The organism is Amycolatopsis sp. NPDC052450 (assembly GCF_044547565.1).
Taxonomy (GTDB): domain Bacteria; phylum Actinomycetota; class Actinomycetes; order Mycobacteriales; family Pseudonocardiaceae; genus Amycolatopsis.
Genome location: NZ_JBIUAQ010000001.1, coordinates 84606 through 98795, shown reverse-complemented (window position 1 = coordinate 98795; position 14190 = coordinate 84606). Strand labels below are relative to the sequence as shown.

Annotated in this window: 14 protein-coding genes and 1 pseudogene; 8 read left to right on the top strand and 7 right to left on the bottom strand. The window is 67.6% G+C overall.

Features of this window, described 5'->3' with window-relative positions:
* Nucleotides 1-52 precede the first annotated feature (52 nt).
* The 6 genes from ACIHAO_RS00500 to pstB all read left to right on the top strand — a co-directional run bounded on the left by ACIHAO_RS00500 (nucleotide 53) and on the right by pstB (nucleotide 5932).
* Complete coding sequence (locus ACIHAO_RS00500) at nucleotides 53-799, top strand: DNA-binding response regulator (RefSeq protein ID WP_396554076.1); 747 nt, start codon at nucleotides 53-55, stop codon at nucleotides 797-799.
* 66 nt (nucleotides 800-865) lie between these two features.
* Nucleotides 866-1750 carry a mycothiol synthase gene (mshD, locus tag ACIHAO_RS00495; RefSeq protein WP_396554075.1) on the top strand — a complete coding sequence of 295 codons (885 nt, stop codon included), beginning with the start codon at nucleotides 866-868 and terminating at the stop codon, nucleotides 1748-1750.
* A gap of 229 nt (nucleotides 1751-1979) precedes the next feature.
* Nucleotides 1980-3107 (top strand): phosphate ABC transporter substrate-binding protein PstS, encoded by a 1128-nt coding sequence (gene pstS / locus ACIHAO_RS00490; RefSeq protein WP_396554074.1) that lies wholly within the window; start codon nucleotides 1980-1982, stop codon nucleotides 3105-3107.
* Nucleotides 3108-3307: 200 nt separating this feature from the next.
* On the top strand, nucleotides 3308-4225 hold the full coding sequence (gene pstC, locus ACIHAO_RS00485) for a phosphate ABC transporter permease subunit PstC (protein WP_396554765.1): 918 nt from the start codon (nucleotides 3308-3310) through the stop codon (nucleotides 4223-4225).
* Nucleotides 4226-4227: 2 nt separating this feature from the next.
* Nucleotides 4228-5145: a phosphate ABC transporter permease PstA gene (gene pstA, locus ACIHAO_RS00480; RefSeq protein WP_396554073.1), complete on the top strand. Its 918-nt coding sequence runs from the start codon at nucleotides 4228-4230 to the stop codon at nucleotides 5143-5145.
* Between the two features lie 10 nt (nucleotides 5146-5155).
* Entirely contained in the window at nucleotides 5156-5932 is a 777-nt protein-coding gene (gene pstB / locus ACIHAO_RS00475; RefSeq protein ID WP_125679661.1) for a phosphate ABC transporter ATP-binding protein PstB, read from the top strand.
* A gap of 401 nt (nucleotides 5933-6333) precedes the next feature.
* On the opposite strand, the gene phoU is transcribed toward pstB, so the two are convergent.
* From phoU to ACIHAO_RS00440, 7 genes are all read right to left on the bottom strand, one after another.
* Complete coding sequence (gene phoU / locus ACIHAO_RS00470) at nucleotides 6334-6996, bottom strand: phosphate signaling complex protein PhoU (RefSeq protein WP_396554072.1); 663 nt, start codon at nucleotides 6994-6996, stop codon at nucleotides 6334-6336.
* Nucleotides 6997-7076: 80 nt separating this feature from the next.
* Complete coding sequence (locus ACIHAO_RS00465; protein ID WP_396554764.1) at nucleotides 7077-8480, bottom strand: LCP family protein; 1404 nt, start codon at nucleotides 8478-8480, stop codon at nucleotides 7077-7079.
* A gap of 808 nt (nucleotides 8481-9288) precedes the next feature.
* Nucleotides 9289-10017, bottom strand: a complete 729-nt coding sequence (locus tag ACIHAO_RS00460) for a GGDEF domain-containing protein (protein ID WP_396554071.1) — start codon at nucleotides 10015-10017, stop codon at nucleotides 9289-9291.
* A 65-nt stretch (nucleotides 10018-10082) separates the two neighbouring features.
* Nucleotides 10083-10694: an isopentenyl-diphosphate Delta-isomerase gene (gene idi, locus ACIHAO_RS00455; RefSeq protein WP_396554070.1), complete on the bottom strand. Its 612-nt coding sequence runs from the start codon at nucleotides 10692-10694 to the stop codon at nucleotides 10083-10085.
* A gap of 58 nt (nucleotides 10695-10752) precedes the next feature.
* Nucleotides 10753-11586 (bottom strand): alpha/beta fold hydrolase, encoded by an 834-nt coding sequence (locus ACIHAO_RS00450; protein ID WP_396554069.1) that lies wholly within the window; start codon nucleotides 11584-11586, stop codon nucleotides 10753-10755.
* Nucleotides 11587-11608: 22 nt separating this feature from the next.
* The gene (dusB, locus tag ACIHAO_RS00445) at nucleotides 11609-12754 is read right to left on the bottom strand and encodes a tRNA dihydrouridine synthase DusB (protein WP_396554068.1); all 1146 of its coding nucleotides are present in this window, start codon (nucleotides 12752-12754) and stop codon (nucleotides 11609-11611) included.
* Nucleotides 12755-12772: 18 nt separating this feature from the next.
* Nucleotides 12773-13165 (bottom strand): hypothetical protein, encoded by a 393-nt coding sequence (locus ACIHAO_RS00440; protein ID WP_396554067.1) that lies wholly within the window; start codon nucleotides 13163-13165, stop codon nucleotides 12773-12775.
* A 130-nt stretch (nucleotides 13166-13295) separates the two neighbouring features.
* On the opposite strand from ACIHAO_RS00440, the gene ACIHAO_RS00435 reads away from it, so the two are divergent.
* Complete coding sequence (locus ACIHAO_RS00435; protein WP_396554066.1) at nucleotides 13296-13871, top strand: DUF3800 domain-containing protein; 576 nt, start codon at nucleotides 13296-13298, stop codon at nucleotides 13869-13871.
* A gap of 155 nt (nucleotides 13872-14026) precedes the next feature.
* Nucleotides 14027-14164: pseudogene (locus tag ACIHAO_RS00430) on the top strand (undecaprenyl diphosphate synthase family protein); the annotation flags it as partial.
* Nucleotides 14165-14190 lie beyond the last annotated feature (26 nt).

The following is a 14190-nucleotide window of genomic DNA, read 5'->3' as shown; positions in this document are numbered from 1 at the left end:
AGCACCGGCTGTAGCCACGTTCGAGGCGACCACGACTGAAGGCGGTGCGGCGATGAGCCTGGACCTTCTGGTACTGACCCCGGAAGCAGATGCCACCACGGTGCTCCCCGCCCTGGATCTGCTGCCCCACACCGTACGCGTCCGTGCTCCGGAAGTGACCGCACTGCTCGACGCTGGCCACCGCGACGTCATCGTCCTCGACGCCCGCAGCGATCTCGCCTCCGCGAAGAGCCTCTGCCGCCTGCTCAAGGGCGCCGGTGAGGACGAGACTTCCACGCCGGTCATCGCCGTCGTCGGCGAAGGCGGATTGGTCGCGGTCAGCGCGGAATGGCGCACCGACGACATCCTTCTCCCGACCGCGGGCCCCGCCGAGGTCGACGCGCGGCTGCGGCTGGTCACCACCCGCGACGGCGCTTCCGCGCAGGTCGACGCCGAGCTCCGGGTCGGCGAACTGGTCATCGACGAGGCGACGTACACCGCGAAGCTGCGCAAGCGCACTCTCGAGCTCACCTACAAGGAGTTCGAACTCCTCAAGTACCTCGCGCAGCACGCCGGCCGGGTGTTCACCCGCGCCCAGCTGCTGCAGGAGGTCTGGGGCTACGACTTCTTCGGCGGCACGCGCACGGTCGACGTCCACGTCCGGCGCCTGCGCGCGAAGCTCGGGCCGGAGCACGAGCAGATGATCGGGACCGTGCGCAACGTCGGCTACAAGTTCGAGCGGCCCGCCAAGGGTGCGGCCAAGCAGGCCATCGCCCCGGACGCGAGCGTCTACGAGCCGAGCGAGCTTTCCGCGCACTGAGTCCCCTCTCCTCCTGCCTGACAAGACGCCCGGGCGCCCTGTGGGTTCCCCGGTAGTGTCGGTTTCATGCTCGAACTGCTGTGGACCGGCGAACCGGAAACGGAAGAGATCCGCCGTTTCCTGCTCGCCGTGCGCGAGACCGACGGCCGCCCCGAAGACACCCGAGACACCGGTTTCGCCGGTGGGCAGCATCTTTTGGGACATGTCGACGGCGAGTTGGTCGCGTACGCGCACCTGGACACCGAAGGCGATTCGCACGGAAACCAGGTCGCCGAGCTTTTCGTCCATCCCGGGCACCGTCGCTCCGGGCACGGCAGGGCGCTCACCAAGGCGCTCGTCGACCACGTCGCGGGGAAGCCGCTGCGGGTCTGGGCGCACGGCGATCACCCCGCCGCCGTCCACCTCGCCGGTACCGAAGGCTTCGAGCGCGCGCGGGAGCTGCTGATCCTGCACGCGGACGTCGAAGCAGCCGATTGGCCGGAACCCGTGACGCGCGAAGGCGTCACACTGCGCACCTTTGTACCCGGCCAGGACGAGGAAGCGATGGTCCGCGTCAACGCGCGTGCCTTCGACTGGCATCCCGAGCAAGGCGCCCTGACCGCCGACGACGTCCGCGCGACCGAGACCGAGGCATGGTTCGACCCCGAAGGCTTCTTCCTCGCCGAGGAGAACGGCGAGGTCGTCGGCTTCCATTGGACGAAGGTCCACGAGGCCGTTCCCGGCCGGTTCGGCGGCGAGCCCGCCGGCGAGGTCTACGTCGTCGGCATCGATCCCGACGCGCAGGGCGGCGGCCTCGGCAAGGCGCTCACGCTCGCCGGGCTGCGGTATCTCCGCGACCGCGGACTGGACCAAGTGATCTTGTACGTCGAAGGTGACAACGCCCCCGCACTCGCTGTTTATTCGAAGCTCGGCTTCACCCGATACGAGGTAGACGTTCAATACGCTCGGTAACCGCGTTCACACGTGCGGCACTTGACCGGTCACGGAGAGCAGACGCGCAGGTCACGGCCGGGACACGGACCACTTTCGGAGTAGTCGCGCTGCTCACATCGGCCGCCTTGTTCACTTGCCGTTCACCCTCTGACGGCCACCTGTCCACTGTCGGTGCTTAGTGTCCGGGTCCGGAAGGAACGCTCCCGTTCCACCGATCCGGCGAAAGTCTCCCAGTGGAGGAAATGCAGTGAAGATCATGCGGCCCGCGGGCGCGATCGGCATCGTGGCCACCGCCGCCCTCGTGCTCGGCGCCTGTGGATCCGACCCGGCGGCGACCAAGCCCGGCAGCACCGGTGCCGCCGCCGCTCCCAGCGGCACGGCCGACGTCGAATGCGGCGGCAAGAGCCCGCTTTCGGCCGAGGGCTCGTCCGCGCAGAAGACCGCGATCGACATCTTCGTGCAGGCCTACGCCGCCAAGTGCTCCGGCCAGAAGGTGAACTACAACCCCAGCGGTTCGGGCGCCGGCGTCAAGCAGTTCAACGGCAACCAGGTCGACTTCGCCGGATCCGACTCGCCGCTCAAGTCCGGTGAGGAAGCCGAGAAGGCCAAGGCCCGGTGCGCCTCCGACGCCTGGAACCTCCCGCTCGTCATCGGCCCGGTCGCGGTCGCCTACAAGGTCTCCGGCGTCGACAAGCTGACCCTGACCCCCGAGGTCACCGCCAAGATCTTCAACGGCGGCATCACCAAGTGGAACGACCCGGCCATCAAGGCGGTCAAGGGCAACGAGAGCGTCAACCTGCCGGACAAGCCGATCCAGGTCATCTCCCGCACCGACGAGTCGGGCACCACCGACAACTTCCAGAAGTACCTGAAGGTCGCCTCGAAGGGCGCCTGGACCCAGGGCGACGGCAAGAAGTTCAACGGTGGCGTCGGTAACGGTGCCGAGAAGTCCAACGGTGTGGCCAGCGCGGTCAAGGCCACCGACGGCGCCATCACCTACGTCGAGTCCGCCTTCGCGAAGGACGGCCTCAACTCCGCCCTGATCGACAGCGGCTCCGGCGGTGTCGAGCTGACCGCGGCGAACGTCGCCAAGTCCCTCGACGCGGCGAAGTTCAAGAAGGAGGGCTCGAACGACCTCGCCCTCGACCTCGACGCGATCTACGGCAGCAACGTCGCCGGCGCGTACCCGGTCATCCTCGCCACCTACGAGATCGTCTGCTCGAAGTACGCCGACGCCGAGGTCGCGAAGGCCGTCAAGGCCTTCCTGACCGTCGCCGCCACGGACGGCCAGAAGCCGCTCGGGGACAAGGGTTACGTGCCGATCCCGCAGAGCCTGCAGGACAAGGTCCTGACCGCCGTCAAGGCCATCGCCTGACCTTCAGGTCGATCGGTAGAAGACAGGCTGGACAGAAGTAGTCGATGAGCGATTCCTCTTCGCCCAGAACGCCCACCGGCGACCCCGGTGGGCGTTCTGGCGTCCGCGAGACCTTCACGGAGGACCCGATTTCGGAGCAACCTGCCGCGTCACCGCCCGAGAAGTCCTCGGTGCCGCTCGCGAGCCCCAATTCCAGGACGGTGCGACCCGGTGACCGCATCTTCCAGTTCCTGACCACCGGTGCCGGCGTCTTCGTCGTCGCACTGATCGGCCTGATCGGACTGTTCCTGCTGGTGCAGGCCATTCCGGCGCTCCAGGCCGACGAAGCGAGCTTCCTGACGAGCCAGGTCTGGCAGACCGATCCGGGCGACATGCGGTTCGGCATCATGGGCCTGCTGCTGGTCACGGTCTACTCGTCGCTGCTGGCGCTGATCATCGCCATGCCGATCTCGCTCGGCATCGCCCTCTTCCTGACCCATTACGCGCCGAAGCGGCTGGCGCGGCCGTTCGCCTATGTGATCGACCTGCTCGCCGCGGTCCCCTCGATCATCTACGGCCTGTGGGGCCTGATGGTCTTCGCGCCGACGATCGAGCCCTTCTCCCAGTGGGTCAACGACACGTTCTCGTGGATCCCGATCTTCGCGGCGGGCAACGTCTCACCGGACATGCGCGGCACGATCTTCACCGCGGGCATCGTGCTCGCCGTGATGATCCTGCCGATCATCACCTCGCTGTCCCGCGAGGTGTTCGAGCGGACCCCGACCCCGCACATCGAAGGCGCGCTGGCGCTCGGCGCCACCCGCTGGGAGGTCATCCGCACCACGGTGCTGCCGTTCGGCAAGGCGGGATACATCGGCGCCTCCATGCTCGGCCTCGGCCGCGCGCTCGGCGAGACGATCGCGCTCGCGATCATCCTGACCGGCGCGGTGGGCCGCGAGTTCACCTGGAGCCTCTTCGACGGCGGCGCCACGTTCGCCTCGAAGATCGCGGCGGACTACGCGGAACTCAACAACGAGATCTCGGCGGGCGCGTACATCGCGGCCGGCCTCGTGCTGTTCCTGCTGACGTTCGTCGTCAACTTCGCCGCGCGATCCATCATCGCCAAGAAGGGGGACTGAGCATGTCCACCACGCTCGAGAAGACCCCCGCCACCACCCCCGCCTTCCAGCAGGTCAGCCTCGCGCGGAAGGCCAAGAACGGTCTCGCGACGGCCCTGATCTGGCTGTCGTTCCTCATCGCCGTCGTGCCGCTGGTGTGGCTGCTCGCCACGGTGGTCATCAACGGCGTCAAGCGGATCCCCTACAGCAACTGGTGGACCGAGGACTTCGGCTCGGTGCTGTCGGACGAGGTCGGCGGCGGCGTGGCACACGCCGTCATCGGCTCGGTGCTGCAGGGCGTGGTCTGCGCGATCATCGCGGTCCCGATCGGCATGCTGGTCGCGATCTACCTGGTCGAGTACGGCCGCGGCAGGCTCGCGAAGGTCACGACGTTCATGGTGGACATCCTCTCCGGTGTCCCCTCGATCGTCGCGGCGCTGTTCATCTACGCGCTGTGGATCACCACGTTCGGCCTCCCGCGCAGCGGTTTCGCCGTGTCGCTCGCCCTGGTGCTGCTGATGATCCCGGTGGTCGTGCGCTCCTCGGAGGAGATGCTGCGGATCGTCCCCGACGACCTGCGCGAAGCCTCCTACGCGCTCGGCGTGCCGAAGTGGAAGACGATCATGAAGATCGTTCTGCCGACCGCGCTGTCCGGCATCATCGGCGGCATCATGATGGCGCTCGCCAGGGTCATGGGCGAGACCGCACCGCTGCTGGTCCTCGTCGGCTACTCCGCCTACGTGAACTGGGACATCTTCGGTGGCGAGCAGGCCGCTCTGCCGCTTCTGATGAACAACGAACGGGTCAGCAACCCGTTCGACGAAGGAACCGTCGCGTTCGACAGGATCTGGGGTGCCGCGCTCACCCTGGTGCTGATCATCGCGATCGTGAACCTCCTCGCCATGCTCTTTGCCCGTCTTGTCGCCCCGAAGAAGAAGTGAGCTGTTTGAGATGGCCAAACGAATCGACGTCAAAGACGTGGACATCTACTACGGCAAATTCCACGCCGTGGACGGCGTCACCCTCTCGGTGCCGCCGCGGAACGTCACCGCGTTCATCGGCCCTTCGGGCTGCGGCAAGTCGACGGTGCTGCGCACGCTGAACCGCATGCACGAAGTCATCCCCGGTGCCCGCGTCGAGGGCGAGGTGCTGCTCGACGGCGAGGACATCTACGGCGCCGGCGTCGACCCGGTGCAGGTCCGCCGCACCATCGGCATGGTGTTCCAGCGGCCCAACCCGTTCCCGACGATGTCGATCCGCGACAACGTCGTGGCGGGCCTCCGCCTCGGCGGCGCCAAGGGCAAGAAGGAACTCGACGAGGTCGCCGAGCGCGCGCTGCGCGGCGCGAACTTGTGGAACGAGGTCAAGGACCGGCTCAACAAGCCGGGCGGCGGCCTCTCCGGCGGTCAGCAGCAGCGGCTCTGCATCGCGCGGGCGATCGCCGTGCGGCCCGACGTGCTGCTGATGGACGAACCGTGCTCCGCGCTCGACCCGATCTCGACGCTCGCCATCGAGGACCTGATCGGTGAGCTCAAGAAGGAATACACGATCGTCATCGTGACCCACAACATGCAGCAGGCGGCGCGGGTCTCGGACCAGACGGCGTTCTTCAACCTGGCGGGCGTCGGCCAGCCGGGCCGCCTGGTGGAGCTGAACGACACCGAGAAGATCTTCTCGAACCCGGACGAGAAGGCGACCGAGGACTACATCTCGGGCCGGTTCGGCTGAGTCTCTTCACACGCTTGGGGGGTCGCGGGCGGGCAGCTGAGGCGACGTTGCGAAAGCCACTTTCGCAACGCTCACCGGGCCAAGTTGGGCGCCGGGGCGGGTGCTCGGCCCCGTGCTTGCCCGAGGCAGTGTCGGGGTATCCCCATGGGCGGCCGGGGGGGGGCCCCAACTGTGGTTTCGGACACCCACCCCCGGGCGGCGGGGGCGGGGGGGGGGGCGCCGCCGGGGGGGGCGCGGCGGCGGCCCCCCCCCGCCGCGGGGGCGCCGCGGCGGCCCCCGCCCGCCCCCCCCCCCCGACCCTCTCGCGGGGCGGTCGTGAGCGTGGCGGGGCGCTGACACAACGAAGGGGCCCTCCACCGCATCACATGCGGTGGAGGGCCCCTTCGTTGTGTCCGTAGGTGCTACAGCTCGTCGGGTCCGTAGCCGGGCATCTTGCCGGTCACCACGAAGATCATCCGGCGCGCGACCGAGACGGCGTGGTCGGCGAAGCGCTCGTAGAAGCGGCCCAGCAGGGTGACGTCGACGGCCGCGGCGACGCCGTGGTCCCAGTTCCGGTCCATGATGACGGTGAACAGGTGCTTGTGGATCTCGTCGACCTCGTCGTCGTCCGACTCGATCGTGCGGGCGGCCTCGACGTCCTTGGACTTGATGACCTGCTCGACCTTGCGGGCCAGGCTCACCCCGACCTCGCCCATCTTGGCGAAGTCGGCCTTCACCTCGTCGGGCAGCACCGGGTCCGGGTGGCGGCGGCGCGCGGCCTTGGCCACGTGCAGCGCCAGATCGCCCATCCGTTCCAGGCTTTCCGCCGCGTGGATCGCGGCGAGGACGGTCCGCAGGTCGGTCGCGACGGGTGCCTGCAGTGCCAGCAGCGCGTACGCCTGCTCCTCGCATTCGGCGCGCGCGTCGTCGACCTTCGCGTCGTCGCTGATCACCTGCTCGGCGAGTCCGAGATCGACCTCGAGCAACGCCCGGGTCGCCCGCTCCATCGCGTCGGCGACCTGGAGGGACATGCTCGCTAGGTTCTCGGCGAGCTGTTCGAGTTCGACATGGTAAGCCTCACGCATGGCCCAACCCTACGGGGAACGGGCACCAAAAGCCGCATCCCAGAGTGAACCCGACGTGAACCCGGACTAACGAATGATCCTCAGCCTGAGCTGGTGCTCTTCTTGGCGCCGCCGGACTTCGCGGAGCTGGTCGGAGTGGCCGCCGTGTCGCTCGGGGGAGGCGCCGGCGCCTTCTCTTCCAGCGGGGTGTTGTTGATCAGCGCGTCGAAGACGGCCTTCGCCCGGCTCTGCACCAGGACCTCGTTGCCGCGCTTGTTCGCCTCTTCGGTGGTGGGCACGGTGAGGAACTTGACCTTGTCCGATCCCATCCCGCGCATCGACTTCGCCAGCGTCATCATCTGCTTGATGCCGAGGTTCTCGCCGAAGGTGGCCTTGGCGAACGCGTCGATGAAACCGCTGAGCTTGCCGGTGTCCAGGATGACTTCCTTCGACATCACGGTCTTCAGCAGCGCGCCGAGGAAGGCCTGCTGGCGTTTGATCCGGCCGTAGTCCGACGTCGGGTCGCCCTTGACGTGCCGCGCCCGGACGTAGTTCAGCGCCTGGTCGCCGGAGATCCGGACCTCGCCCGCCTGCGGGATGATCATGCCGAGCGTGGTGTCGTCGATCGGCTTCTCGTTGTACACGGTGACGCCCTGCACGGCGTCGACCATGGATTTGAAGCCGTTGAAGTCGATCCCGACGAAGTGGTTCATCTTCATGCCGGTGATCTGCTGGATGACCTTCGTGACGCACTGCGGGCCGCCGACCGCGTAGGCCGTGTTCAGCTTCGCGATCTTCTGCGCCGGCGAGGTCTCTTCCTTGTACGACGACGTCGCCGGGTCCCAGCGCTTGCATTCGGGACGGCTGATCTCGAGGTCGCGGGGGAAGGACACCATGACGACGCGCTGCCGGTCGGCGGGGACGTGCGCGATCATCACCGTGTCCGAACGGGCGCCCGGGGTGCCGTCCGCGTCGCCGACGCCGTCTTCGGCGGCCGCGCCGTCACGGGTGTCGGAGCCGACCATCAGGAAGTTCTCGTCGCCGGTCTGACCGGCGGCGTCCTGGATGTCGGCCGAGTCCTCGTCGAGCGAGGCGACGTTGTTGAACTTCGCGTCGAACCAGGTCTGGGCGCCCCAGGCCGAACCGATGGAGAGGAACACGAGCGCGGCGACGACGGCGGCCGCGATCCGGCCGGCTTTGGCCGTCTGCTTGGTCCTGCGTTCCTTCTTCTCCTGCAGGCGGGTCTGCGGCGACGATTCGCCGGAGGCCTCGGCAGGCTCGGAATCGGTGGTCGTGACCACGCGCTGCAGCGCCGTGCGGGTCTGCTCCAGCAGCGCGGCGGGACGGGAAGCGAGCCGCTCGCGGCGCTCGCGCTTCTTGGCCTCTTCGGCCTCGAGTTCGTCGTGCGCGGCGGAGAACCGGGCGAGCGTGTGGTCGATCTTGCGCTTGGTGATCGTCGCGTCGTCGATCGCTTCGAGTTCGTCGGTCATCGTGAGCCGGTCCATCTCGGACCGCGGCGGGACACCGGGCGAGAGGGACGGCTGAGGGACCGGGGCGACCGGCGGTTGCTGCACCGGCCGCTGCGGCGGGCGGCGGGGGCGACGCGGGGGCGCCGGGGCGGCGGGCTGCTGCTGCGCGCCCGGGTTCACCACCGGCGGACGGCGCTGCGTCGGCGCTTCGGGGGTGGGCGCGGCCTGCGGAGTGCGGCGCGGCTGGCGTGCGCGAGGCGGGCGCGGGGTCTCCGCGGGCGGCGTCTGAGCAGGCGGCGCGGCGGGGTTGGCCGCACGAGGCGCGGGCGCCGGGCTTTCGACGGGGGCGGCCGGACGAGACCGACGCGGTGCGGGCGGCTCCACCCTGGCGGCACGCGCACCGGGTCTCGGAGGCTCCGGAGACGGCTCGTCCTGCCGGAGTCGGCGCGGAGCGGGCGCCTCGGCGGCGGGGTCGAAGATCGGGCGTTCACCGGTATGACGTGCGACGACGTCGGAAACGCTGATCCCGCCGTGGGTGTCCATCGAGCGGCGCCGGGCCCTGCGGCCGCGCTCACCGGGACTTCTCTCCGTTTGGCTGTGGCGACCGGTCCCCGGGTTGTGGTGCTCGTCGGGCACTCGGTCTCCTTTCACGAATCGGTCGAAGCTCTTTCGTTATCGTACGGACACCTCAGGTTCGTGACGACAACCATCCCGGAATTTTCTTCACCCAAGGTACCGAGAAGCGCCGAGCGGTCCATGCGATCGGGTGAGCGGTCGTGGTTAAAGCTGCGTTAAAACGTGCGAAACCACTACGCAGAGTGCGAGTGTTGATCGAGTGAGTGGCCTAGGCGCCGGCTGAGTCCGCAGCGTTCATCGGATGCGGAATCGTCCGTGAAGATTCCGCGTCGTGATAGGCGACTTTGTTCCGTCCTGCCCGTTTCGCCATATACAACAAAGCGTCGGCACTGCGCAACTGTCGTTCCGGTTCCACCGCGGGATTCGGTTCCGCGCGGCTCTCGTGCGAGAGTCCCACGCTGATCGTCACCGACAGACCGGGCCGGATCCGGCGCCACGGATGGCGGGCGACCCGGATACGGGCGGTGTCCGCGATGCGCACGGCGCGGGCGGCGTCGACGTCCGGGATGACGAGCGCGAACTCCTCGCCGCCGTAGCGGGCGCAGAACGCCTCGGGCGGCAGCCCCTGCTGCAGCAGATCGGCCACTTCACGCAGCACCCGATCGCCGACGAGATGCCCGAAAGTGTCGTTGACGCCCTTGAAAAGGTCGAGGTCGACCAGTGCGATCGCGATCCCGGGCGGGCCGCGGTGGTCGACCGCCGGGCCGTGCAGCCACTGGTCGAGGTAGCGGCGGTTGTAGCTGGACGTCAGCGTGTCCCGCAGGCTGCCGGCCCGGGCGAGGTCGAAGGCGGACTTGAGGTGGTGATAGGCGCGGCGCCAGTCACCCTGGGTGGCGAGCACCCCGGCGATCGACTCGTGGAGGCTGAGCAGATCGGTGGACGGCGCGCCCGATGGGAGCGCGGCCTCGTCGTCGGCTGCCACGCTCACCTCCGCCACGAATTGGTTTTCGTCGTATAGGAGGGATCTCTTGAGGTATGAGTACGGTCCAAAGTGAATATCGCTCAAGTGGACGACGGTCGGGCACCATTGTCACGCACCGAAGTGCCGTTCTGTAAGGCCGAAAACGGCTCGGCGTCTTTGAGCTGCGAAAACTGATCTTTCGCCCAGTAACTCACGTCAGTCACATCATCATTCAGCAACAGTGCGTAATCATTCCAGCTCACCCAGCGCCAGTCACCGACCTCGTCCGGATGCGGTTCCGGATCTTCGTCGACCCAGGCGACGAAGACGGGGCAGAACTCGTTCTCGACCACTCCATCGAATGGTGGCGTCGAGTAGCGGTACGCCGGAAGGACGCAGCGGAGCCCGTTCAGCCGGTGTAAGCCGAGCTCGAAGGCGGCACGGCGCCGGACGGCCTCCTCGATCGGCTCACCCGGTGCGGGATGCCCGCAGACACTGTTGGTCCAGACGCGGGGCCACACCTTCTTGGTGGCGGCGCGGCTGGTGATCAGCAGGGCCTGGTCGCTGCGGCGCAACAGGTAACAGGAGAACGCCAGGTGCAGCCTGGTGTGCTCGTGGTGCGCGGCCAGCTTGGGCGCGGTTTCGCCGGTCGGCTCGCCGTCCTCGGTGACGTAGACGATGCGTTCGGTGTCCACTTCGGTCGTTTCGTTCACCGGACCCACTGAACCAGCAGGCTCGCTGTAACCGGTACCGCGACCAGAGTTACCCCTGTTAGTGGGACGAGAGGTGCTCCACGAGCAAAGAAGTGACGGCTTCGGGTGCCTCTTCCACCACCCAGTGGGAGGCGTCCTCGATCATCTCGAAGCGGTACGGGCCGGTCACCCGGTTCGCGGTGTCGAGCGCGGCAGTCGACCCGAAGGCGGCGTCCTCGGTGCTCCAGATGTAGAGCGTCGGAACCTCGATCGGCCCGATCTTCCCGCCGGAACGGCCGGCGCGGTACCAATTGAGCGCGGCGGTCAGCGCGCCCGGTTCGGACAGGCGCCGGACGTACTCGTCGACCTTGCTCGGCGACACCTTCCAGTCGAACAGGCGGCGCAGCGCGTCGGCGTTGTTCTCGAGCATTCGCCGTTCGGTGACGCGGGTCTGCCGCCATTCGGTCATGTACCCCGATCGGAGGTGCTGGTCCTCGTCGGTCTTCATGGCCTCCGCCAGCGCCGCCGGATGCGGCGTCGAAATCGCGGCGAGACTGCGAAGCCTGCCGGGATGCGCGTCGGCCGTCCACCACGCGACGGCGCCGCCCCAATCGTGTCCGACGAGATCGAATTCGTTCCATCCCAGGCGATCCGCGATCGCGATGACGTCACCGACGAGGTAGTCGATGTTGTACTCGGACACCTGCTCCGGCCGGACGTCCGGTGAGTAACCGCGCTGATCCGGTGCCACCGCGCGGTAACCGAGCACGCCGAGCGTCGCGACCTGGTGCTCCCATTCCACCGCGGCCTCGGGGAATCCGTGCAGCAACAGAACGGGGCGGCCGTCTTCGGGGCCAGCCGCGATGGCGTCGAAGGAACCGGCGGCGGTGGGGATGGTCAGCTGCTCGATCACGACGCCGACTTTACGGGGACGGTCAGCCGCCCGAGTGCATGTCCTCGGCTTCGGGGACGCAGTCGTCGTCCGGGTCGTCGAGCCAGCCGTGCGGCAGCGTGACCTTGCCCGGCGAACCCTGCCGTCCGCGCGGCCCGGTGGCGGCGCTGGGGAACGGGGCGTCGTGGTCGAGCTTGGCGATGAGATCGTCGAGTTCGTCCATACCGGACAACATCGCGAAACCGCGGCGAAGTTCGGAGCCGACAGGGAAACCCATGAAATACCAAGCCATGTGCTTGCGGATGTCCCGCATCGCCTTGTCGTGGCCATCGTGTTCGACGAGCAGTTCCGTGTGGCGGCGCAAGACCTTCGCGACCTCGCCGAGATTCGGCGGCGTCGGCTGCGGACGCCCGGCGAAGGCGGCTTCCAGTTCACCGAACAGCCACGGCCTGCCCAGGCAACCGCGTCCGACCACGACACCGTCGCAGCCGGTCTCGTCGACCATGCGCAACGCGTCTTCGGCGGAGAAGATGTCACCGTTGCCGAGCACCGGGATACTGGTGACCGCTTCCTTGAGCGCCGCGATCTTCGTCCAGTCGGCCTGGCCGGAGTAGCGCTGCGCGGCCGTGCGCGCGTGCAGGCTGACCGCCGCCGCGCCCTCCGCCTCGGCGATCCGCCCGGCGTCGAGGTACGTGAGATGGTCGTCGTCGATGCCCACCCGGAACTTGACCGTGAACGGCACGCCCGCCTCGGCCGCGGCCTTCGCCGACTCGCGCACGATGTCCGCGAACAGCTTGCGCTTGAACGGCAACGCCGCGCCGCCGCCCTTGCGCGTCACCTTCGCCACCGGGCAGCCGAAGTTACTGTCGATGTGGTCGGCGAGGCCCTCGCCGGTGATGATGCGGACGGCCTCGGCCATGGTCTTGGGGTCGACCCCGTAAAGCTGCATGGACCTGGGCTTTTCGTTCTCGCCGAAGGTCATCATGTGCATGGTGCCGGGGTGGCGTTCGACCACCGCGCGGGCGGTGATCATCTCGCAGACGTAGATCCCCGCGCCGTACTCCTGGCACAGCTGCCGGAACGCGACGTTGGTGATGCCCGCCATGGGAGCGAGCACGACCGGCGGATCGACCTCGTAGGGGCCGATCTTCAGTGCGGGCTTGCTCAGGGTGGCTGTCACGTCCTCCATTGTCGCCTGTGGTGTCTGTCACTCGCAGGTGGGCCGGTCTCCGCCGCCGATCGCCTCGCCGCGAGGGGAGGTCACCCGCCATTTGATCGTGCCGTCGGGGCAGGTCCCGTCGATGTAGGTCATGCGGCCGGCGGTGATCACGCCGGTGTGCTTCGGGGACCTCAATTCGATCCGCAGGTTGTAGAACCGGGCTCTGTCGTTCTCGATGACTTCGTCTTCGTCTCGCCACACGGTCAGCTCGGGGAAGGAGAGGCTGTCGAAGCGCACTGACCGGACGCCTTCGAAGTGAAGTTCGACAGGCTCGGTCTCCGGCCTGAACTCGGACCGGAGGATCAACTGCGAGTGCCCGGCGCCGTATCGCCACAGCTGGAAGGTGCGGGACGTGCTGAGGAGCGTTTCGCCGGGGTTCATCAGGCCAGTATGGAGAAACTTCCGACGGCTGGTCCGGCGTCTTCACTCGATCCGCGAGGTGTTGCGGCTACGCGAATCCGGGCGCCGGACCGTACCGATTGAGCCGGGAACGAATCCCTAGGCTCGGCGGATGTCCGTGTTGCAGGCATTCGCCGACGAATCGTTCAAAGAGGACGACGACGGTGGCTTCTACGTACTCGCGGCCGCGGTCCTGCCCGTCGACCGGCATGCCGAGCTGCGCAAGGTCATGGTAGGCATGAGGGCCGAACGCACGGGGAAGCTGCACTGGAACGTATTGGCCGATGTCCAGAAGCGGGCGGTCGTCAAGCAGGTCGCCGACTTCGAGGAACTCCATTTGGTGGCAGTGGGTACTCCGGTGCCGGTGCGACGTCAGGAACGTGGCCGTTCTCTTTGTATGCAGCGACTCGTGATGGAGTTGCATCTACTCGATGTCAGTCTCTTGGTCGCTGAAGGCCGCACAGTTCAGCTCGACGCCCGCGACGTGCGCACTGTCCAGCAATGCCGCTTTTCGCTGCCTCGAGGCGCCGCGTTTCGCATCCGGCACGTTCGTGGCGCCGACGAGCCGCTGTTGCGGATTCCGGACATCGTCGCCGGGGCTGTTCGCGCTCGAAGACAAGGAACCCCCGACTATGCCGATCAACTGGCCACGTGCGCGATCGAACTGGAGGTCGACACACTCGCCTGATCCGGCACATGCGTAAGGCCAGGGTCCCGGTATTCCCCGGGTGCACCTGGCCCTGCGACTCGTGTGATGCCCACGGCGCCACACTCCGTGTCAAGCGTAACTCATGTGCTTTCAGAGTGCTGAAGACCCGATTTCGGTAACTTCGCCTCCATGAGGACCTGATCATCCGGACGAGCGGCGAGGTCCGGCTGTCCGGATTCCTGCTTTGGCAGGCGAAGGATTCCCAGCTGTACTTCTGCGACGCCAACTGGCCGGGCTTCCGAGCGCTCCGGGTGTGGGCTCGACCGCGATGATCTTGCAGGTCGCGACCACATCGTCA